The sequence below is a fragment of the Salinibacterium sp. GXW1014 genome (assembly GCF_044769865.1).
GTDB lineage: Bacteria > Actinomycetota > Actinomycetes > Actinomycetales > Microbacteriaceae > Homoserinimonas.
In genome coordinates this window covers 187065-205871 of the sequence record NZ_JBIZWA010000001.1, presented here as the reverse complement: position 1 = coordinate 205871, position 18807 = coordinate 187065, and the positions used below count along the sequence as shown (strand labels likewise).

Annotated in this window: 20 protein-coding genes; 8 read left to right on the top strand and 12 right to left on the bottom strand. The window is 68.9% G+C overall.

Annotation, left to right across the window (positions count from 1 at the left end; translation table 11 throughout):
• Window positions 1-11: 11 nt before the first annotated feature.
• The 6 genes from ACIQK7_RS00975 to ACIQK7_RS00950 all read right to left on the bottom strand — a co-directional run bounded on the left by ACIQK7_RS00975 (window position 12) and on the right by ACIQK7_RS00950 (window position 6977).
• The gene (locus tag ACIQK7_RS00975; RefSeq protein WP_403020320.1) at window positions 12-1247 is read right to left on the bottom strand and encodes a hypothetical protein; all 1236 of its coding nucleotides are present in this window, start codon (window positions 1245-1247) and stop codon (window positions 12-14) included.
• Complete coding sequence (locus tag ACIQK7_RS00970) at window positions 1244-2410, bottom strand: sensor histidine kinase (protein WP_403020317.1); 1167 nt, start codon at window positions 2408-2410, stop codon at window positions 1244-1246. The genes ACIQK7_RS00975 and ACIQK7_RS00970 overlap by 4 nt, the downstream gene beginning before the upstream one ends.
• Window positions 2411-2480: 70 nt before the next feature.
• A complete protein-coding gene (locus ACIQK7_RS00965) occupies window positions 2481-3161 on the bottom strand; it encodes a response regulator (RefSeq protein WP_403020315.1) in 681 nt (226 codons plus the stop codon).
• On the bottom strand, window positions 3158-4363 hold the full coding sequence (locus ACIQK7_RS00960; protein ID WP_403020313.1) for a homoserine O-acetyltransferase: 1206 nt from the start codon (window positions 4361-4363) through the stop codon (window positions 3158-3160). Before ACIQK7_RS00960 ends, ACIQK7_RS00965 begins: the two co-directional genes overlap by 4 nt.
• Window positions 4364-4436: 73 nt before the next feature.
• Window positions 4437-5756 carry a bifunctional o-acetylhomoserine/o-acetylserine sulfhydrylase gene (locus ACIQK7_RS00955; RefSeq protein ID WP_325209070.1) on the bottom strand — a complete coding sequence of 440 codons (1320 nt, stop codon included), beginning with the start codon at window positions 5754-5756 and terminating at the stop codon, window positions 4437-4439.
• Between the two features lie 117 nt (window positions 5757-5873).
• Entirely contained in the window at window positions 5874-6977 is a 1104-nt protein-coding gene (locus ACIQK7_RS00950) for an acyltransferase family protein (RefSeq protein ID WP_403020310.1), read from the bottom strand.
• A 76-nt stretch (window positions 6978-7053) separates the two neighbouring features.
• Here ACIQK7_RS00950 and ACIQK7_RS00945 point away from each other — a divergent pair, with 76 nt between their 5' ends.
• Window positions 7054-7848, top strand: a complete 795-nt coding sequence (locus ACIQK7_RS00945; protein ID WP_403020307.1) for an SDR family oxidoreductase — start codon at window positions 7054-7056, stop codon at window positions 7846-7848.
• Window positions 7849-7850: 2 nt separating this feature from the next.
• On the opposite strand, the gene ACIQK7_RS00940 is transcribed toward ACIQK7_RS00945, so the two are convergent.
• Window positions 7851-9362, bottom strand: coding sequence for an MFS transporter (locus ACIQK7_RS00940; RefSeq protein WP_403020305.1), 1512 nt, complete (start codon window positions 9360-9362; stop codon window positions 7851-7853).
• Window positions 9363-9442: 80 nt separating this feature from the next.
• Between ACIQK7_RS00940 and ACIQK7_RS00935 the strand changes: the two genes are divergently transcribed.
• The 5 genes from ACIQK7_RS00935 to ACIQK7_RS00915 are packed head-to-tail and all read left to right on the top strand — an operon-like array spanning window position 9443 to window position 12851.
• A complete protein-coding gene (locus ACIQK7_RS00935; RefSeq protein ID WP_403020303.1) occupies window positions 9443-10129 on the top strand; it encodes a uracil-DNA glycosylase in 687 nt (228 codons plus the stop codon).
• Between the two features lie 50 nt (window positions 10130-10179).
• Window positions 10180-11088, top strand: coding sequence for an ABC transporter ATP-binding protein (locus ACIQK7_RS00930; RefSeq protein ID WP_403020301.1), 909 nt, complete (start codon window positions 10180-10182; stop codon window positions 11086-11088).
• Entirely contained in the window at window positions 11085-11891 is an 807-nt protein-coding gene (locus ACIQK7_RS00925) for an ABC transporter permease (protein ID WP_403020299.1), read from the top strand. The genes ACIQK7_RS00930 and ACIQK7_RS00925 overlap by 4 nt, the downstream gene beginning before the upstream one ends.
• Entirely contained in the window at window positions 11891-12469 is a 579-nt protein-coding gene (locus ACIQK7_RS00920; RefSeq protein WP_403020297.1) for a GNAT family N-acetyltransferase, read from the top strand. The genes ACIQK7_RS00925 and ACIQK7_RS00920 overlap by 1 nt, the downstream gene beginning before the upstream one ends.
• A gap of 13 nt (window positions 12470-12482) precedes the next feature.
• Window positions 12483-12851: a hypothetical protein gene (locus tag ACIQK7_RS00915; protein WP_403020295.1), complete on the top strand. Its 369-nt coding sequence runs from the start codon at window positions 12483-12485 to the stop codon at window positions 12849-12851.
• A gap of 4 nt (window positions 12852-12855) precedes the next feature.
• Here the strand turns inward: ACIQK7_RS00915 and ACIQK7_RS00910 are convergent, their stop codons facing one another.
• From ACIQK7_RS00910 to ACIQK7_RS00900, 3 genes are read right to left on the bottom strand one after another with little or no spacing between them, the layout of a single operon-like run.
• The gene (locus ACIQK7_RS00910; RefSeq protein ID WP_403020293.1) at window positions 12856-13629 is read right to left on the bottom strand and encodes an ABC transporter permease; all 774 of its coding nucleotides are present in this window, start codon (window positions 13627-13629) and stop codon (window positions 12856-12858) included.
• Complete coding sequence (locus ACIQK7_RS00905; protein ID WP_403020290.1) at window positions 13626-14516, bottom strand: ABC transporter ATP-binding protein; 891 nt, start codon at window positions 14514-14516, stop codon at window positions 13626-13628. The genes ACIQK7_RS00910 and ACIQK7_RS00905 overlap by 4 nt, the downstream gene beginning before the upstream one ends.
• Entirely contained in the window at window positions 14513-14881 is a 369-nt protein-coding gene (locus ACIQK7_RS00900) for a GntR family transcriptional regulator (RefSeq protein ID WP_403020287.1), read from the bottom strand. Before ACIQK7_RS00900 ends, ACIQK7_RS00905 begins: the two co-directional genes overlap by 4 nt.
• Window positions 14882-14960: 79 nt before the next feature.
• On the opposite strand from ACIQK7_RS00900, the gene ACIQK7_RS00895 reads away from it, so the two are divergent.
• Window positions 14961-16376, top strand: a complete 1416-nt coding sequence (locus ACIQK7_RS00895) for an amidase (RefSeq protein WP_403020285.1) — start codon at window positions 14961-14963, stop codon at window positions 16374-16376.
• Between the two features lie 16 nt (window positions 16377-16392).
• Here ACIQK7_RS00895 and ACIQK7_RS00890 read toward each other — a convergent pair whose 3' ends face one another.
• Together ACIQK7_RS00890 and ACIQK7_RS00885 are read right to left on the bottom strand one after the other, a co-directional pair.
• A complete protein-coding gene (locus tag ACIQK7_RS00890; protein WP_403020282.1) occupies window positions 16393-16974 on the bottom strand; it encodes a hypothetical protein in 582 nt (193 codons plus the stop codon).
• A 99-nt stretch (window positions 16975-17073) separates the two neighbouring features.
• Window positions 17074-17508 (bottom strand): hypothetical protein, encoded by a 435-nt coding sequence (locus ACIQK7_RS00885; protein ID WP_403020280.1) that lies wholly within the window; start codon window positions 17506-17508, stop codon window positions 17074-17076.
• Window positions 17509-17558: 50 nt separating this feature from the next.
• Here ACIQK7_RS00885 and ACIQK7_RS00880 point away from each other — a divergent pair, with 50 nt between their 5' ends.
• On the top strand, window positions 17559-18800 hold the full coding sequence (locus tag ACIQK7_RS00880; protein ID WP_403020278.1) for a glycosyltransferase: 1242 nt from the start codon (window positions 17559-17561) through the stop codon (window positions 18798-18800).
• Window positions 18801-18807 lie beyond the last annotated feature (7 nt).

Below are 18807 nucleotides of genomic sequence, written 5' to 3'. Positions count from 1 at the left end.
GCCATTGAATGCTACTGGTCAGCCGGATTATCCACGAGGCATTGGATTTCGACACGCAGGCTCGAGTCCTGGGTCGAATCCGTGTAGCGCCCGACCTTGCCGATGGCCTCCCAGGTAGCTGGATCGACGCGGTTGCGTGGCATCCCCGTCGTCACGATCGAGATGGGAACGCCCACCATCCGGTCGACGCGCTGGGTTCCCTCGGCGGGGCCGACCGTCAACTGCACCGTGACGGGCTTGTTCTCACGGTCGCTCACGAGCAGCCAGACAGCGGAGAGCAGGCCGTCGCGCTGGCGCCGGTCGAGGAGCCCCGCCAGGCTGCTGCGATCGACGAGCGTGACCGAGCGACCGAGCGTCTCGGACTCCGTGATGGCGTGATAGAGCCACGTCTCGCGGCGGCCCTCGATGAGGTGAAGGCGCAGTTCGGTGGCGAGGGATGCCGCTCGAGACGCCATGGTCGGCTCGAGCGGAAGCGAGAGGCGCCCGGTGGCAACCGAGTCGAGCAGTTCCTCGGCTGCGAGGTCGAGGCGGGCGAGTTCTTCGGATGCGAGCATGCCGACCGCGAATCGGGGCGCTGATACCGTGCTCTGCACGAGCACCCGGTCGAGCTCGGTCTGCACAAGGCGGCGGAATCGACGCACGATGTACACGCCGAAGAGGGTGGGAAGCACGGCGAGGGCCACGAAGGTGAGCTGGGCGGGGATCGTCGTGGTCGTGACGGGGGAGCTGGCCGAGATGCCCCAGATGAGCACGGCGGCGACCAGGATCGTGGCACCGACGACCTCCCAGGTGCGACGCAGCGTGACGGAGACGAGCAGCCCCGTCGAGGCGCAGAGCGAGGCGGTGCCGAGCGCGGCGGTGTTGCCGACCGGCCACACCGCGACGAGGTCGAGGGCAATGACGGCGAAGACGGCCAGGACCACGAGGACGAAGAGCCAGTCGGGCATGTTCTCGCCTCGCGTGGCGATTGAGACGGCGACACCGGCGAGCATTGCGAGCAGCAGCAACCAGGCGAGCGTGACGGGAAGCGTGTCGGGGTAGAGCTCCCAGTTCCAGATGAGGAGCGTGAGCCCGTAGAGCACGATGAGTCCGGCAAGCACACCCGTGCCGACGCCGAGGTAGCCCGTGCCGAGGCTCGCCCCCGCGGCTCTCGCCTGGCGCGCGGCACGCGTGGGGGCGCCCGGCTGTCCGCGGCGCTTGCCGAAGATCACGCCGAGCGTGTTCTCTCCGAGGTCTCCGTAGCTCATACGCGCGGCACCTCCAGCACGACGGTCGTGCCTGCGCCGGGCGAAGAGAAGACGCGGGCGTTGCCTCCGACCTCCTTGAGCCTGCCGACGATCGACTCCTTGTAGCCGAGGCTGCTCTCGCCCACCTCGTCGAGTGCGAAGCCGACACCCTGGTCGGTCACCATGGCCCGCACGGTGGTCTCGTCATCGGTGATCGTCACGTGGGCGTTCGCGACGCCCGCGTGGCGCCGCACGTTCTCGAGGCACTCGGAGAGTGCGAGGAGGAAGGCATCGAGCACCTCGCTCGGAAGCAGCACGTGGCCGGTGCCGTGCCAGGAGACCTCGAGTCCCATGCGGCCGAAGCGCTGCTTGACCGACTCGAGCGTCGTGCCGAGCGGTGTCTCGGAGACCGGCTCGTTGCTGTGCACGACCGGCACCGCGTGCGATCCCGCTACACCGAGCCGCAGCTGGCGCAGCAGGCGGGCGTCGTCGGCGGCCTGCTGCCGCATCGAGTCCGTCGAGACTCCGACCCCCGCGTGCGCGAGGAGCGTGAGGGTCGCGAGCACGGTGTCGTGGAGCAGGCGAGCGCCCTGGCGTCGTTGTGCCTCGGTCTCGCTCGCCCTCCGCTCGGCCCGGTGTGCACGCCCGATGCTGTTGATGCGCCGCGCCGCCCTCGGCACCGCCGCGTTGAGCCAGTAGGCGAAGACGATCACGAGCGCCCAGCCGAACACGACGAGGATGACCGCGCGGGCCGCGGCGTCGGGTGCGGGGGCCGCCATGACCATGAGCGCGAGCGTGGCCGCGAAGCCGAGGCCAAGCACGATCGCCCGGATGCGCTCCGTCACGAGCACCATGGCGAACGAGGCGAGGCCCGCCGCGGCGAGGGGCGCCATGGCCCCGCGGATGGCCGCACTCGTCTCCTCCTCGGCGGGCACCTGCACGACCGCGAGGATCGCGAGGCCCGCCACGAGGCCGCCGATTACGAGGAGGAGCGACTTCGACGTGCCGACCAGGAGGTGGATCACGAAGAGCACGATGAAGAGGGGAATGACCGCGATCAGCAGGTCAGGCTCGAGCACGCCGGGCACCAGGAAGCAGGCGAAGGCCACGAGGGTTGAACCGGCCCCAAGCATCCGAGCCGACCGCTGCAGCAGGCGATCGCGTTCTCGGGCAAGGGCGTCCACGAAAGCAATCGTCACACAGGCACACCCCCTTGAGGGGCGCAACACTCCCGGTGGGCGTGGCGGAACCGCGCTACTCGGGGCCGATCCAGCCCTCGCGCACGGCGTGCCGACGCAGGAGCGCCTTGGTGCCGAGGTCGACCCCAGCGGCGCGGTACTTGCGGCGCGCACGCTTGAGGTACGACTTGACGGTCTCCTCGGTTGTCTCCATCACCTCGGCGACCTCGCGCACGGGACGTCCCGTCGCGAAGAGCATGAGCGCCCGCAGCTCCTGCCGTCCGAGACCGGGCGTCGTGCGGTTGAATGAGTCGACGTCGAGACCGATCGAGTTGGGCCGGTAGGGCATCCCCGCGGCGGCGGCGCGGATCGCCTGCACGAGTTCGGTCGCGTCATCCGCCTTGGGAACGAAGCCGTAGGCGCCCGCCTGGAGTGCGGACTGCACCGAGATCGCGTCGGCGTGTCGGCTCATGACGACCGTGCGGGTGCCGGCCGTCGCTAGGGTGCGGATCTTGGTCTCGACGGGGATGTCATCGCCGAGGCTCAGGTCAAGCACGGCGACGTCGACGGGAAAGTCCGGATGCTGCAGCAGGCCGACCCAGGTCGTCTCGGTCGCGACCACCTGCAGGTCGGGGTGGCTGAAGCGCAGGTGTGCGCTCACGCCATCGAGCACGAGGCGGTGGTCATCCACGACGCCGACACGGATGCTCGCCACGGGAGTCACTCCCATGTCGCCGACCCCGTGCGCCTGGCTCATGACGCGAGCAGCCTCCGCAGGTGCGGCCCGACGAGGTCGTCCTCGATCAGGAAGCCATCGTGCCCGAAGCTCGAGGAGATCACGATCGCGTCGTCGCCATCGATGTTGCCCGCAAGCCCGCGCGCGATCTCCTGCTGGTCGGGCACGGGGAAGAGACGATCGGTGTCGATGCCGAGCACGAGGGCCTTGGCCGTCGCCCGGGCGAGCGCGGCCTCGACGCCGCCACGGTCGCGTCCGATGTCGTGCGAGTTCATGGCCTCGACGAGCGTGATGTAGGAGTTGGCGTCGAAGCGACGCGTGAACTTGTTGCCGTGGAAGTCGAGGTAGCTCTCGACGGCGAAGCGGCCCTGGTCGCCGAGGGGGCTGATATCGCTCTGCCAACTGCGCTGGAAGCGGGCGTTGAGCTCGTCGGGCGAGCGGTAGTTGAGCAGCGCCATCCGCCGGGCGAGCGCCAAGCCGCGATAGGGCCCGTCTCCGTCGGCGGCGTCGTAGTAGTCGCCACCGCGGAATGCGGGGTCCATGCGGATCGCCTCGATCTGCACCGAGTTGAGCGCGATCTGGTCGGCGCTGCTGAGCGCCGGAGCGGCGAGCACGGCGACCCGTTCAAGACGCTCGGGATGCCCGACGGCCCATTCGATCGCGTGCATGCCTCCCATCGAGCCGCCGACGACGGCAGCCCAACGGCCGATGCCGAGCGAGTCGCTGAAGGCCACCTGCGCGGCGACCTGGTCGCGAATCGTCAGGTAGGGAAACCGCGGGCCCCACTCGATGCCCTCGGTCGTGTGCGAGGCTGGCCCGGTCGTTCCCTGGCAGCCGCCGAGCATGTTGGGGGCGACGATGAACCAGCGCTCGGTGTCGAGGTAGCGACCGGGGCCGACGATTCCAGACCACCATCCGGTCGTCGGATGCCCGAGAGTGGGCGGGCCGACGACATGGCTGTCTCCCGTGAGGGCGTGCAGCACGAGGATCGCGTTCGAGGCGTCGTCGTTGAGCTCGCCCCACGTCTCAAATGCCATCCGCACGTTCGGGATGTGGCCGCCGCGCTCGAGTCGCAGGGGGCCGAGATTCGCGAAACGTCGGTGCCCGGCGGGGTCACCCTCGCGCCATGCGCCGCTTGCGGGCGGCTTGCCGATCAGCGCCCGATTGTTGGCCTCGGTGATGAAGCTCGACGGAACGCTGTCTTCCGGTGTCTGCCAGTCCATGTCACGCCCAAGTATCCCCGAAACACGAGGGGGCCCGCGTCCTGTTACGCGGGCCCCTTGCGGTGTCGACGGCTCAGCTGTTGCGAGCAGCCTCCGCGACCGTGCGTGCGGCGTCGAGACCGGCCGTGAGGTCGGTCTTGATGTCTTCGATGCTCTCGAGGCCGACCGAGAGGCGCACGAGGCCGGGCGTGACGCCCGCCGTGAGCTGCTGCTCGGGGGTCAGCTGCGAGTGCGTCGTCGAGGCGGGGTGGATGACGAGGCTGCGCACGTCACCGATGTTGGCGACGTGGCTGAAGAGCGAGAGCCCGTTGACGAAGGCGCGGCCGGCATCCACACCTCCCTTGAGCTCGAAGGAGAGCACGGCGCCGACGCCCTTGGGGGCGTACTTGTTGGCGGTCGCGTACCAGGGGCTCGTCGGCAGGCCCGCGTAGTAGACCGTGTCGACGTCCGGGTGGTTGTCGAGCCACTCGGCGACCTCCTGGGCGTTCTGCACGTGACGCTCGATGCGCAGGCTGAGGGTCTCGATGCCCTGGATGAGGCCCCATGCGTTGTCGGGCGAGATGGCCGGGCCGAGGTCGCGCAGCAGCTGCACGCGAGCCTTGATGATGAAGGCGATCTCGTCGCCCACCGCGGTCGTGTAGCTCGCGCCGTGGTAGCTGGGGTCGGGCTCCGTGAGACCCGGGAACTTCTCGACGTTCTGCGACCACTTGAAGCGTCCGCCGTCGACGATGACGCCGCCGAGCGCCGTGCCGTGACCGCCGAGGAACTTGGTCGCCGAGTGCACGACGATGTCGGCACCGTGCTCGAGGGGACGGATGAGGTACGGCGTCGCTATCGTGTTGTCGACGATGAGCGGCAGGCCGTTGTCGTGGGCGACCTGGGCCACGGCCGCGATGTCGAGGATGTTGATCTTCGGGTTGCCGATCGTCTCGCCGAAGAGCAGCTTGGTGTTGGGCCGGATGGCCGCAGCCCACTCGTTCGGGTCATCCTGGTTCTCGACGAAGGTCGTCTCGATGCCGAGCTTGCGCAGGGTGTACTCGAACAGGTTGTAGGTGCCGCCGTAGATCGACGACGACGAGACGATGTGGTCGCCCGCCTGCGCGATGTTGAGGATCGCGAGCGAGGTCGCCGACTGGCCTGAGGCGAGCGCGAGCGCCGCCGAGCCGCCCTCGAGCGCGGCGACGCGCTGCTCGACAACGTCTTGCGTCGGGTTCTGGATGCGCGTGTAGATGTTGCCGAACTCGGCGAGCGCGAAGAGGTTCTTGGCGTGGTCGGCGTCGTTGAAGACGTAGGCCGTCGTGCGGTAGAGCGGGGTCGCCCTGGCGTTGGTGACAGGATCGGGCGCCGCACCGGCGTGGATCTGCTTGGTCTCGAACTTCCAGTCGTCGCTCACTGTGTTGCTCCTTGATTCGCGGCCCCGCACCTCGGTGCCCCGGGACGAGCATAGGAACTGAGGGGGACGCGGTCAAAGGGTGCGACACACTCGGTAACGCTCAGCAGCATCCGCCCGTCACGGTTTTGGCGAGGGAGGGCGCCGATCCTCGCGCGAGATGACCCGCAGCGAGCCCGTCGGGTCGACCTTGGACGGCCCTGGCGGGCGTTCCTCGCCCTTCGCGAAGAGCCAGCGTGGCTTCGGCTCGATCAGTGGGCGGAAGATGCGCCGCACGGGGCCCGAGGCGAGGGCGATGCTGATGAGCACGCCCAGGGCAATCATGGCGATGAGCCACGGCACCGTCGCGTGCTCGCGCAGGAAGGAGGTCTGACGGATTGGGTAGAGCACGAAGCTGTGAAGCAGGTAGATGTACATGGTCGCCTGCCCGAACGAGGTGAACCACGTGTTCGAGCGGGGCACGAGCACGAAGAAGGCCGCCGAGAGGATGACGGCGACGATGATGATTGCGAGGCGCACGAGGCCGGCCCACCAGAAGGTGCCGCCGAGCTGCGCGTAGGCGTCGTCGTAGAAGAACCAGTTCTTGAGGTTCATCTCGCGCCAACCCTCGATGTTGGCCCACAGCACGGTCGCGGAGATCGCGAAGGTCACGACCGCGCCGCCTCGGAGCCACCACAGTGCCGAGCCGGCAACCCGCCAGCGCTCGATGATGTTCCACTCGTGCAGCTTCCAGCCCAGCACGAAGAAGGGCAGGATGCCGATCGCGCGCGAGAGGGAGAAGGTGCTGTCGACGTTTGTGAGATAGCCGACGCCCAGCGAGAGCAGGAGCGCCCACGCGAGGGGCCAACGCAGCAGTGCGAGGTAGGGGAGAATCAGGCGGAAGAAGCCGAGGGCGAGCAGGAACCACAGCGTCCACGACGGTTGCGAGGGATTCGGGTCGAAGCCGTCGGGCCAGTTCGCGAGACCCTTCACGATCGTCCAGATCGTCTCCATGATCAGGTACGGCACGAGGATGTCGGTGATGACCTTCTGCATCTGCCGTGAGTTCGGCGGGCCCGGCTTGGAGAAGTAGCCGCTGATGATCGCGAAGGCCGGCATGTGGAAGGCGTAGATGAAGAGGTAGACCGTCAGGGCGACGTCGTCCTCGAGCGCCAGCCTCTGAACTCCGTGGCCCACGACCACGAGCGTCACGGCGATGAAGCGCGCGTTGTCCCACAGTGGCACGCGCACTCGCTGGCGTGACGATGTCGCAGATCCCTCCATAGTCCACAGCATATGAACGGGGCGATACCGTGGACCTGTGAATGCGAGACGAGCCGTTGTCACGGGAGCAAGTTCGGGTATAGGCGCGGCGACGGTGCGTGCCCTGGTCGCGCGAGGCTGGGATGTCGTCGGCGTCGCTCGCCGAGCGGAGCGCTTGGAGGCGCTCGCCGCGGAGACGGGAGCCCGCGTCTTCGTCGCCGACCTCACGGTGCAGTCCGAGGTCGACGCCCTGCGCGAATGGCTCGAGGCCGACGGCCCGCTGCACGCGCTCATCAACAATGCGGGCGGCGCTTTCGGCGCTGCGACGGTCGAGGAGAGCTCGGCTGATGACTGGGCGCGCATGTTCGACGTCAACGTGCTCGCGGTCAAGCGGGTCACTGAGGCACTCCTGCCGCTCCTGCGACGGGGAGCGACGGATGCCGCGGGCGAGGCCGACATCCCCCACGCCGACATCCTCACGCTCACCTCGACGGCCGGTCTCGTGCCCTACGAGGGTGGCGGTGGCTACAACGCCGCCAAGTTCGGCACCCATGCGCTCGTCGGTGCCCTCAGGCTCGAACTCGCGGGCGAGCCGATCCGCGTGCTGGAGGTCGCCCCCGGCATGGTGCGCACGGAAGAGTTCGCCCTCAAGCGGCTCGGTGGTGACCGCGAGGCGGCCGACCGCCTCTATGAGGGGGTCGAGCATCCGCTCACGGCGGAGGACGTTGCCCGGGTCATCACCGACATGCTGCACCTGCCGGGGCACGTCAACATCGACCTCGCGGTCGTGCGTCCCGTCGCGCAGGCGGCTCAGCACAAACTCGTGCGCGGGCCCCTCGAGCCGAAGGCCTGAGGCTACTGCGCGGCCGTCACTGCCGCGACCGTGTCGGGGTCGGCATCCGTCTCGTCAGCATTTGTCTCGTCGGCGAATGCGAGCTTGGGCACCGCGAAGAGCAGCAGCGCGGCGACGAGTGCGCCGCCCCCGCAGAGTGACCACACGACCATGTAGCCGAAGAGGCTGCTCGCGGTCGAGCCGGCGACCTGCACGGCACCGATCGTCAGCACGATCGCGAACACCGACGAGGCGAAGGAACCACCGATCGTCTTGGTCGTATTCGTGAGGGCGGATGCCACACCCGTCTGCCCTCGGGGTGCTGCCGCGGCCGCGGCGGCCGGCATGGCACCCATGAGCACGCCGGAGCCGATGCCCGCGATCGCCATGTTGGTGAACACCTGCCAGACCTCCGAGTGAAAGGGCAGGAACAGCAGGTAGCCGATCGCCACGAGCATGGCCGCCCCGATGAGGGCGGTGCGCGGGGAGGTGAGGCGCGAGGCGACGGGGAACAGGAGCGCCCCCACAATCATCGACAACAGGTAGACCCCGATGAGGATCGAGATGCTGCCCGAGGCGAGACCGAGACCGAAACCCACCTCGCCGGGGTCGGTGCCGGCGAAGGTCGAGAGGGGTGCCTGCGCGCCGAGGATCGAGATGCCGATGAGGAATGCCGTCAACTGCACGGGCCACATGTTGGGCTGCGCGAGCACCCGGAGGTCGATGGCGGGGTCGGCCTGCCTGAGTTCGAAGCGGGTGAAGGGCACAAAGGTGAGCACACCGAGCGCGATGACGGCCCAGACCCACCAGGTCCCGGGCCCATTGAACTTGAGGAAGGTGAGCCCTGAGGTGATCAACAGGAGGCCGACCGTGAGCATCGAGAAGCCAGCCCAGTCGAGGCTCCTCCCCGGTAGTGGCTCCGACTCGGGAACGCCGAAGAGGATCACGAAGAACACGAGCGTCACGGCGATCGCGGGCACCATGAGGGTCGGCACCATGGAGGTGAAGAGTTCCTCCTCGCCGCCGAACGCGCCGAACACGGCACTGCCGCCGAGCGCGCCCGCGATCGCGCCGGCCTCGAGGCCGACGATGAGCAGGGCGGCCGCCTTGCGCGTCGCCGAGGCGGCGTGGCCCGTGCGGCGCCCCTTGTCGAAGATGAGGGCGACCTCGAGCGGCAGCCACACGACGTAGAAGCCCTGCAGGGTCCATGCGATGAGGAAGCTCGTGAAGTCGCCCGCGAAGGCGAGCCACCAGGTCGCGCCCGCCGTCAGCACGGTCGAGATGAGCAGGATGCGCTTGTGGCCGTACATGTCGCCGAGCTTCGCGAGCACGGGCACGACGAGCGCGGAGAGCAGCAACTGGGCGCCCTCGAAGACGTTGAAGTCGGCGTCGATGATGCCCAGGTAGTCGACGAGGTCGGGGATGAGGGGCACATAGAAGCCCTGCAGGATACCGCTGACGAATTCGACGAAGAAGAGATAGCCGATGAGGCCTGCGGTCACGGCGCCCGACCGTCCCGCCATGAGTGTGCGCATGGGGGGAGCGTAGCGGCCAGAATGGCTGTGCCGTATTCCCCTCTTCGAGTGATGGGCCACATGACCGAGAACGCCGCCGCATGACCCCGCAGACCCCGCAGCCGCTGCACGAGCTGGTCGACGAGGGCTGGGCGCAGGCGCTCGAGCCCGTGGCATCCGACATCGCCACGCTGGGGGAGCGACTGCGACAGGAGGTCGCGGAGGGTCGCGGCTACCTCCCGGCGGGCGAGAACGTGCTGCGCGCCTTCCGAACGCCGCTCGATGCCGTGCGCGTCGTGATCGTGGGGCAGGACCCTTACCCGACGCCTGGCCACTCGATCGGCCTCGCCTTCGCGGTCGAGCGCCACGTGCGGCCGCTGCCGCGCAGCCTCGTCAACATCTACCGCGAATTGGGGCATGACCTCGGCATCCCGCCCGCCTCCCACGGCGACCTCTCGGCGTGGGCCGACCGCGGCGTGCTGCTGCTCAACCGCGTGCTCACGGTGCGGCCCGGCGAGTCCGGCTCGCACAAGGGCTGGGGCTGGGAGCGGGTCACGGATGCCGCGCTCCGGGCGCTCGCGCAGCGTGGCGGACCACTCGTGGCGATCCTGTGGGGGAGGCAGGCCGAGGCGGCCGCCCCCCTGCTGGCGGGCGTCCCCATGATCGCCTCGGCGCATCCGAGCCCCCTCTCGGCATCCCGCGGCTTTTTTGGCTCGCGACCGTTCAGCCGGACGAATATGCTCTTGGAGCAGCAGGGTTCCGAGGGGATCGACTGGCGCCTCGAATGAGACGGACCGAGCGAGCGAAGCCCTAGCGGCGTGATGGGAGACGAGGCCTGGTGGCGAACGACGCGCGCGAGGGACACACGATCGAGTTCTCGGGACTCACCAAGCGGTTCGGGCACGTCGCAGCCGTCTCAGACCTGAGCTTCACGGTGCCAGCCGGGGCAGTCACCGGCTTCCTCGGCCCCAACGGTGCGGGCAAGACGACGACCCTCCGCATGCTGCTCGGGCTCGTGCAGCCGAGCTCGGGCACTGCGACGATCAACGGAAAGCGCTACCGCGACCTGCCGCAGGCCATGGCGACGGTCGGCACGGCGCTCGAGGCGGCCAGCTTCCACCCCGGCCGCACGGCACGCAATCACCTTCGCGTCCTCGCTGCCGCCGGTGGCATCGACCGCTCACGCGTCGACACGGTGCTCGGGCTCGTCGGTCTGGGCGACTACGGCGACCGACGCGTCGGCGGCTACTCGCTCGGGATGCGGCAGAGGCTCGGCCTCGCGGGCGCGCTGCTCGGTGACCCGAGCGTGCTCGTGCTCGACGAACCGGTCAATGGGCTCGACCCGGAGGGCATCCGCTGGATCCGCACCTTCCTGCGCGACCTCGCAGCGGAGGGGCGAACGGTGCTCGTGTCATCGCATCTCCTGAGCGAGGTGCAGCAGAGCGTCGACCGGGTCGTCATCATCTCGGGCGGCAGGCTCGTCTACGAGGGCTCGCTCGAGGGGCTCGAGACCGGCGGCGCCGTCATGGCGGATGCGCCCGACCGCGCGGCGCTCGCGGCGGCCGTCCTGGCGGCGGGAGGCACCGCTGAGGTGACCAACGCCGGGGTCACGATCACGGGCATCGACGCGGCCGCAGTCGGAGTCGCCGCGCTCTCGGCGGGCGTCCCACTCTCCCTGCTCGCGCCGCGTCACGGCGGGCTCGAGCAGTCATTCCTCGACATCGTGGGCGAAGGAGGCTCCAAGTGAGGTTCACGGGAGCCTTGCGCTCAGAATTCACGAAGCTCACGACGACCCGCATGTGGTGGGTGCTCGCACTCATCCTCGCCGTCTACGTGGCATTCACGGCGGGCGCGCTGGGGGCGGCCTTCGGCGGGCTCTTCCCCGGCGCCCAGGATGCCGGCGGGCTCGACGGCCTGCACGAGCTCGTCTACAGCGTCGCAGTCACGGTCGGCTACGTGTTCCCCGTCATCCTCGGCACGCTCTCCGTCACGGGCGAGGTGCGGCACCAGACGCTGACGCCCACGTTCCTTGCGACGCCGCGCCGCGGAACCGTGCTCGCCGCCAAGCTCGTGACATTGTTCTGCTTCGGCATCTTCTATGGCGTCGTCGCCCTCGCGGCATCCGTCGCCGTCGGGGCGCCACTCCTCGCCGCGGGCGACATGGTGACGGGGCTCGACGACTCGCAGACCTGGCTCATGTTCGGCCGCGCCGTGCTCGCGATGGGCATCTGGGCGATCATCGGCGTGGGGCTCGGCACGCTGATCCCCAATCAGATCGCCGCGATCGTTGTGCTGCTCGCCTTCACGCAGTTCGTCGAGCCGATCCTGCGCACGGTCGGGATGCTCGTCGAGGGCTTCGCCGAGATCGGCCGCTTCCTCCCGGGTGCCGCTGGCGATGCCCTTGTGGGGTCGAGCGTCTTCGCGGTCATGTCGGGCCCGTCGTCGGCCGGCCTGCTCGAATGGTGGCAGGGTGGTCTCGTGCTCCTCGCCTTCGCTGCCGTCGCAGCGATCATCGGGGCTGTCACGACCTGGCGCAGGGACGTGACCTGATGCTCGAAGAGGAATACCTCGAGCGGCGGACGCTCCCCGCGCACCTTCGCCCCCCGGCCCCCGAGCCGGAGGTGTTCTCCTACACGGTGCGAGCGGCGACTCCGGAGGACCTCCCGTCCGTTCGAGAGATCTATAACCACTACGTCGCCAACACCACCGTCACGTTCGACGAGTCACCCATGACGCTCCGCTCGCTCCGCGCGAAGCTCGCGCACATGCAGAAGTTGGGCTTTCCCTTCCTCGTCGCGGTGAGCCCGACGGGAGAGATCCTGGGCTTCGCCTACGTGTACCCGTGGAAGGAGAAGGCGGCCTACCGCTACACGGTCGAGAACTCCATCTACCTCGGCCCGGCCGCGACCGGCAAGGGACTCGGGCGCGCCCTCATGGCCGAGCTGGTCGAGCGTTCCCGCGCGGCTGGCATCAAGGAGATCGTCGCCGTCATCGCCGACCGCGGTGCCGAGGGCTCCATCCGCCTCCACGAGCAGTTCGGGTTCAAGGAGATCGGGCGCATGGGCCGTGTCGGCTTCAAGTTCGACCGCTGGCTCGGCACGATCCTGATGCAGAAGTCGCTCAAGTAGGCGACAGCGCTCCATGACCGAGGCTTCCCGCCGGCGGCCTGAGCCGCACCGTGTGCTCCTCACGCTGCACGGTCATCTTCGCGCGCGCCCGCACGAGGTCTATGAGGCCATCGCCGCGCGCTGCGATCCGGGCGAGCAGCGACGCAGCCGCTTCTTGGCTGATCCGCGCGCGCATCTCGTCGTGAGTGAGGGCGGTCGCTGGTATCGCGGCGAGTACCGGGTCGTCGCTGACGACCACGGTTCCCAGGTCACGCACGTGATCCTCGATGTCTCGAAACGGCAGCGCCCGCTCGGACGGTTCTCTGGGAGAGCCGTCGTCGAGCGGGCGCCGGGGGAGTTCGATCGGATGCTGCGGCAGCTCCGTCTCGAACTGGAGGGCTAGCGGTTCAGTTCCTTGGCGTGGCCCTCCGCAGGAGCCGGAAGCCGGCCAGCGCCGAGAGGACGGTCGGCACGAGCAGCCAGAGCGCCACCCCGAGTGGGCCGTTCGAGACGAACCATTCACCGACCGCGCCCCAGCTCTCGCTGAGCGTGATGACCGCGGCGGCGCCGATGAGGGCGAAGCCGAGTGCGGCAAAGAACACGATCATCCCGAAGCTCTTCCATCGCACGTACACCGAACCGGTCGCGGCACCGACGAAGAAGAAGAACAGGAACACGAGGAAGAACTGCAGGAACTGGGTCAGCAGGTTCTCGGTCGAGAAGTACACGACGTCGAACATGCGCCCACCGAGGCCCCACCCGTTAGTTGACCTTTCGAGCCAGTTCAGGAGTGTGAGGCCCGCCGCGTAGTAGACGCTCAGCGCGAGGAAGGTCAGGCTCGACCCGAGATAGAAGTCGCGCCGTGTGACGCCGTAGCCGAGTGCGAAGGGGAATGTGGCATTCACCGCCTGCACGGCGACGACCAACATGTAGACGAAGATAAAGGTCGAGGCACCGGAGAACTGCATGCCCTCGCCCGCATCGGCCATCGCGGCGTCTCCTGCCGCGGCGCGGATGAGGAGCCAGATCGCGACGTTCGCTGCGAAGATGATCCCGAGAATCATCCACGGGAGCACGAGCAACGGGATTCGAGCCGTGAGGTGCAGCTTGGCGACGTTGAGGATGCGCTGCAGCTCGTCGCCGCCGGCGCTGCGCTGGGGGAGTGGGATGGTCGTGGTCATGCGCTCTGCTCGAACTCTCGTGTCGTGGTGCCCGTCTTGCGGATGATGAGTTGCTGCAGGGAGACGGGCGTGAGTTCAAGCCCTGCGGCGTGTGCGGCGGCGCGCTCGCTGTCGTCGAGGCCGCCGACCGTGACGGATGCGAGGCCGCCGATGCCGTCGCGATGCAGGATTTCTCGACCCGCGACGAAGGCGTCGACGGCGCTACGCGTGCCGACCACGGTTGTTGCCGTGTTGCGGAGCGCTTCGGCGTCTTCGTCGATGACGATGCGACCGTCGTCGATGAGGAGTACATGCTCGAGGAGCATGCTGACCTCGTCGATGAGGTGGGTCGACAGCACGACGGTGCGCGGATGCTCGGCGTAGTCCTCGAGGAGGCGGTCGTAGAAGACCTGTCGCGCGACGGCGTCGAGGCCCAGGTACGGCTCATCGAAGAACGTGAGGGGAGCGCGCGAGGCGAGCCCGACGATGATGCCGACCGCGGAGAGCTGCCCGCGGGAGAGCTTCTTGATGCGCCGGTCGGTCGGCAGGCGGAACTCGTCGACGAGCTGCTCCGCGAACTCGGCATCCCAGTTCTCGAAGAACCAGGGGGCGCTCTTGAAGACGTGCTTGACGTAGAAGTCCTCCGGGTAGCGCTGGCTCTCCTTGATGAAGCAGATGTTCCGCAGCACGCTCGCGTTCTCGACGGGTGAGGCGCCGAAGACCCTGATGTCGCCGCGAGTGGCGAACTCCTGCCCTGTGAGCAGGTTCATGAGGGTGCTCTTGCCTGCACCGTTGCGGCCGAGCAGGCCGGTGATCTTGTTCTGCTCGAGGCTGAAGCTCGCATCGTCGACAGCGCGGACGCTGCCGAAGTGCTTGCTCAGGCCCGAGACCTGTACGACGGGGCTCATGACGTGCTTCCTTCCATGGTGGTTGTCCTAATGAGTGCGGCGACGTCGTCGTGCGTGAGGCCGAGCTTGGCCGCTTCGACAAGAAGCGGATGCACGTAGTCGACCTCGAAGCGCTCCATGCGCTGGCGCACGATGCGGTCGCGGGATCCGGTGGCGACAAACATTCCGATGCCTCGCTTCTTGTAGAGGATGCCGGCGTCGACGAGCAGGTTTACCCCTTTGCCGGCGGTGGCGGGGTTGATCCGGTGGAACGCGGCGAACTCGTTGGTGGAAGGCACCTGGCTCTCTTCGGGCAGTGCGCCGCTCAGGATGTCGTTCTCGATCTGTTCGGCGAGTTGCACGAAGATCGGTCGTCCTTCTTCCATGGCTTCTCCGCTTCGCTGGTTGGTTACTCAACTAATGAACCACTTAACCATGCCTGTTGTCAAGCCCTAGGCTTCACCTATGTTCGAACTCCACCACCTCACCGCCCAGGAGCAGTGGGACTGGCTTCGCCGGGGCGAGATCACGGCCCTCGAACTCGTCTCCCACTACCTCGACCGCATCGAGCGCCTCGACGGGCAACTCGGGGCATTCGTCACCGTCACGCCAGAGGCGGCACGGGAGCGAGCAGCTTCGCTTGAGCAGGAGCATCCGCGGAGCGCCCCTCTTTGGGGGCTCCCCTTCGGGGACAAGGACCTCAACCGCAGGGCCGGCGTCCCCACCAAGTTCGGTTCCCGGCTCATGGCCGACTTCGTGCCCGACGAGAGCGACGAGCTGCCCCGGGTGCTCGACGCCGCGGGAGCGATCAGCCTCGGCAAGACGAACACCCCCGAGTTCGGGCTCCCGTCCTACACGGAATCCCTCGTCGCCCCGCCCGCCCGCACACCGTGGAACACCGAACTCGGCGCCGGCGGCTCCAGCGGGGGAGCGGCGGTCGCGGTCGCGGCGGGGCTGCTTCCCTTTGCGCCCGGCTCCGACGGTGGTGGCTCGGTGCGGATCCCCGCTGCAGCGACGGGGCTCGTGGGGCTCAAGCCCTCACGCGGGCTCGTGCCGGCGGGGTCGGGCATCGGCTCACTCGCGGGCCTCGGCGTCGCCGGCCCAATCGCACGCACGGTCGCGGATGCCGCGATGCTGCTCGACGCCATGATCGGCGAGGGAGAGTTTCCCTACACGCTTCGGGCGCCGCGTTCCCCGGAGGGCGCGCTGCTCGGGAGTGCCGTTCGCGGAGAAGGACGCTTCGAGCTCGGCGTCATGACGACGAGCCCCTGGGACGATGCCTACGACATCCGCGTCTCGCCTGAGGCGCAGGCCGCCCTCGATCGCGGTGTCGCAGAGCTCGCCGCGATCGGGCACGGCCTGCAGGACGTCGCGCTTGAGCCCTCGCCCGACTACGCACCTCACTTCCGCACCATCTGGCAGGTCGGCGCCGCCTCGATCCCGGCCGAGGGTGAGGCAATGCAGCTGCTCGAACCGCTCACCCAGTGGCTCGTGCATCGCGGACGTGAGATCAGCGCGCGTCAGCTCGCCGAGGCGCTGGCCTGGCTCACGGCATTCGAGCGGTCCGTCATCGCGCAGTTCGCCCACGTCGATGCCGTCGTGACGCCCAGCCTCGCCATGACGCCACGGCCGATCGGCTGGTACGACAGCGAGGACGGCGAGCGCAACTTCGAGCAGCAGGTGCAGTACACGCCGTTCACCTCATTCGTGAACGTGTGCGGCCTGCCGGCGATCACGCTTCCCGTGCATGAGACGGACGACGGGCTCCCCATGGGCATCCAGCTCATCGGCCGGCCCGGTGACGAGGACACGCTCCTCGCGATCGGAGCACAGCTGGAGCGTCGACTGCAGTGGCAGAAGCGCCACCCCGCGCAGTGGTGACCGCAGGGACCTCGCGCTAGCGGCGGGTGCCGACGACCGTGCGGATCTCCGAGACGCCCTCGGCATGGTTCGAGTGGTACCAGGCACCCGGCTCGAAGAGATACGTGTCCTGGTGGCCGAGGAGGTTCGCCTCCGGGTCGACCGCGTAGGTCACGTCGGTGCCGGATTCCGTGCGCACGTAGCCCTCCGCCTCGAGGAGCGCCTGGGCCTCGGTCGCCTGGGTCTCGGTGATCTCCGAGTACGCGGCCGTGAACCAGCCGTCACTGTTCGGCAGGTACCAGAAACAGGCGAGCCCGCCGTAGTCGAAGAAGAGCGTCTCGATGCGACTCTCCGAGCGCAACTGCGACTCGAAGTCCACCTCGTGCACGTAGCCAGCGGCCTCGAAGCCGTCGAGGGTCTGCTGCGTGATGATCGTGTTGCACGAGAGCGGCTCAGGCCCGGCCGGCTCGGTCGATGGGGTGGGGGACGCGGACTGCTGCGGTGACGCGCTCGGGGACTGCGTGGTGTCGACGGGCTCCGGTTCGCTCCCCGCATCGGCGCAGCCCACGAGAGCGAATGCCAGCAGCGGGATGCCCGCGAGGGCGACACGAAGCTTCATGATCCTCCAGTCAGCCCGCAGCATCGGGCACAGCCGAGAATACTGCAGGGTGGCACGACGCGCCTGCGGACAGGGCACCGTTATGAGAGCGTGACGCCCCTAGCGATAACCGCCCTGACGCAGTCCGGCCTCGATCTCGAAGCGGTTGCGGCGCGCGTCGAGCCCCGCCGCGAAGTACAGCGGAATGAAGGCGAGGCCGTAGCGCCGCCACTGCGCCCTGTGCACGGCTTCATGCGCGAGCACGCCGGCGCCGAGTTGGTCGCGTGTGAGGTACACGGCCCCGATCGTCGTGCCGCCTCGCCCGAACGCCCATCGCGGGCATCCGCTCGCGACGATGACGCCGCCCCGCCGACGGATGCGGCCACGCGACAGCAGGGCGCCCCAGAGCAGGCCGGCCGCCGTCGCGAGCCAGTAGCCGGGGCGCGCGACGAGCGGGCTCAGGGCTGCGCGCCTCACGAGCGGGACCCCGCGCCCGAGGCCGACGACCCGGCGGCACGCGCGCTCGAGGCGGGTGCCCGGCGTGCCGCGTGTCATGAGCCATTTGTAGCAGGGGCGTCGGCTGTCTCGCCGGATACAGTGAGAGCATGACGCGCACGGTGGGGAGGGTCGCACTCGTCGCGATGCACACGCCCCCCGCCCAGCGGGCGGGAACGGGCGACTCAGGCGGGCTCAACGTCTCACTGCTCGCGACCGCGCACGAGCTCGCGAAACGCGGCGTCGAGGTCGAACTGCTGACCCGCGCATCCGGGGCACCCTCCGTCACCCTTGTGGAACCGGGCGTCAGCATCCATGCGCTGCCCGCCGGGCCGCCGGCATCCGTCGACAAGTCTCGACTGCCCGCGCTGACAGACGAGTTCGGGGAGTCGGTCGCGCGCCTCGCGGGCCGCACGGCGCCTCGCTACGACGTCATCCACGCCCACTACTGGCTCAGTGGCATCGCGACCCTGCCGGTCTCGCTCGAACTCGGTGTTCCCTTCGTGCAGAGCTTCCACACGCTCGCGGCAATGAAGAACCAGCACCTCGCGGCAGGGCAGGAGCCGGAACCAGAGCTGCGGCTGCGCTCGGAGGGATACCTCGCGGGCCAGGCGAGCGCCGTCGTGGCGGGTTCCGTCGCTGAGGTCGGATGCCTCATCGATGACCTGCACGCACCGGCCGAGCGGGTCTGGGTCATCCCGCCCGGGGTCGACGTGTCGCTCTTCACGCCCGACCGTGCCGCGGCCGGGAGGGTGCGGCGTGAGTACTCGATCGAGGAGGGCCGGCCCGTGCTCGCGGTCGTCGGCCGCGTGCAGCCGCTCAAGGACCAGGAACTCGCTGTTCGCACGCTGGCAGCCCTCCGCCGCAGGCGCGGGTGGACACCCGTGCTCGTCATCGCGGGGGAGGCCACCCCCGGCGACGAGCCGTACCTTGACTCCCTGCGCTCGCTCGCGAGCCGCCTCGGGGTTGAGGACGACGTACGCTTCGTCGGTGCACTCGAGCGCCAGCCGCTCGCCGATCTCCTCGCGGTCGCGACCCTCACGCTCGTGCCCTCGCACTCGGAGACCTTTGGGCTCGTCGCCCTCGAATCGGCGGCGAGCGGAACGCCCGTGGTCGGCTACCGCAGCACGGGCCTCATGGAGTCGATCGCCGAAGGGGAGTCGGGCGTGCTGCTCGACTCTCGTGACCCCGAGGACTGGGCTGCCGCCGTCGGGTCACTCCTCGACGACCAGGCTGCCCGCGAGCAGCTCGCGCGGCGCGCCCGTGAGCACGCGCTCGGATTCACGTGGGGCACCAACGCGACCGCACTCCTGGCGCTCTACGCGGGCCTCGCCGGGCCGGGCGGCGCCTAGGCAGCAC

Excerpts from the sequence above, each read along its gene's own strand:
- ACIQK7_RS00975 (WP_403020320.1), bottom strand. The coding sequence starts at position 1,247 with ATGAGCTACGGAGACCTCGGAGAGAACACGCTCGGCGTGATCTTCGGC.
- ACIQK7_RS00965 (WP_403020315.1), bottom strand. The coding sequence starts at position 3,161 with ATGAGCCAGGCGCACGGGGTCGGCGACATGGGAGTGACTCCCGTGGCG.
- ACIQK7_RS00960 (WP_403020313.1), bottom strand. The coding sequence starts at position 4,363 with ATGGACTGGCAGACACCGGAAGACAGCGTTCCGTCGAGCTTCATCACC.
- ACIQK7_RS00940 (WP_403020305.1), bottom strand. The coding sequence starts at position 9,362 with ATGCGCACACTCATGGCGGGACGGTCGGGCGCCGTGACCGCAGGCCTC.
- ACIQK7_RS00935 (WP_403020303.1), top strand. The coding sequence starts at position 9,443 with ATGACCCCGCAGACCCCGCAGCCGCTGCACGAGCTGGTCGACGAGGGC.
- ACIQK7_RS00920 (WP_403020297.1), top strand. The coding sequence starts at position 11,891 with ATGCTCGAAGAGGAATACCTCGAGCGGCGGACGCTCCCCGCGCACCTT.
- ACIQK7_RS00915 (WP_403020295.1), top strand. The coding sequence starts at position 12,483 with ATGACCGAGGCTTCCCGCCGGCGGCCTGAGCCGCACCGTGTGCTCCTC.
- ACIQK7_RS00910 (WP_403020293.1), bottom strand. The coding sequence starts at position 13,629 with ATGACCACGACCATCCCACTCCCCCAGCGCAGCGCCGGCGGCGACGAG.
- ACIQK7_RS00905 (WP_403020290.1), bottom strand. The coding sequence starts at position 14,516 with ATGAGCCCCGTCGTACAGGTCTCGGGCCTGAGCAAGCACTTCGGCAGC.
- ACIQK7_RS00900 (WP_403020287.1), bottom strand. The coding sequence starts at position 14,881 with ATGGAAGAAGGACGACCGATCTTCGTGCAACTCGCCGAACAGATCGAG.
- ACIQK7_RS00895 (WP_403020285.1), top strand. The coding sequence starts at position 14,961 with ATGTTCGAACTCCACCACCTCACCGCCCAGGAGCAGTGGGACTGGCTT.
- ACIQK7_RS00890 (WP_403020282.1), bottom strand. The coding sequence starts at position 16,974 with ATGAAGCTTCGTGTCGCCCTCGCGGGCATCCCGCTGCTGGCATTCGCT.
- ACIQK7_RS00885 (WP_403020280.1), bottom strand. The coding sequence starts at position 17,508 with ATGACACGCGGCACGCCGGGCACCCGCCTCGAGCGCGCGTGCCGCCGG.
- ACIQK7_RS00880 (WP_403020278.1), top strand. The coding sequence starts at position 17,559 with ATGACGCGCACGGTGGGGAGGGTCGCACTCGTCGCGATGCACACGCCC.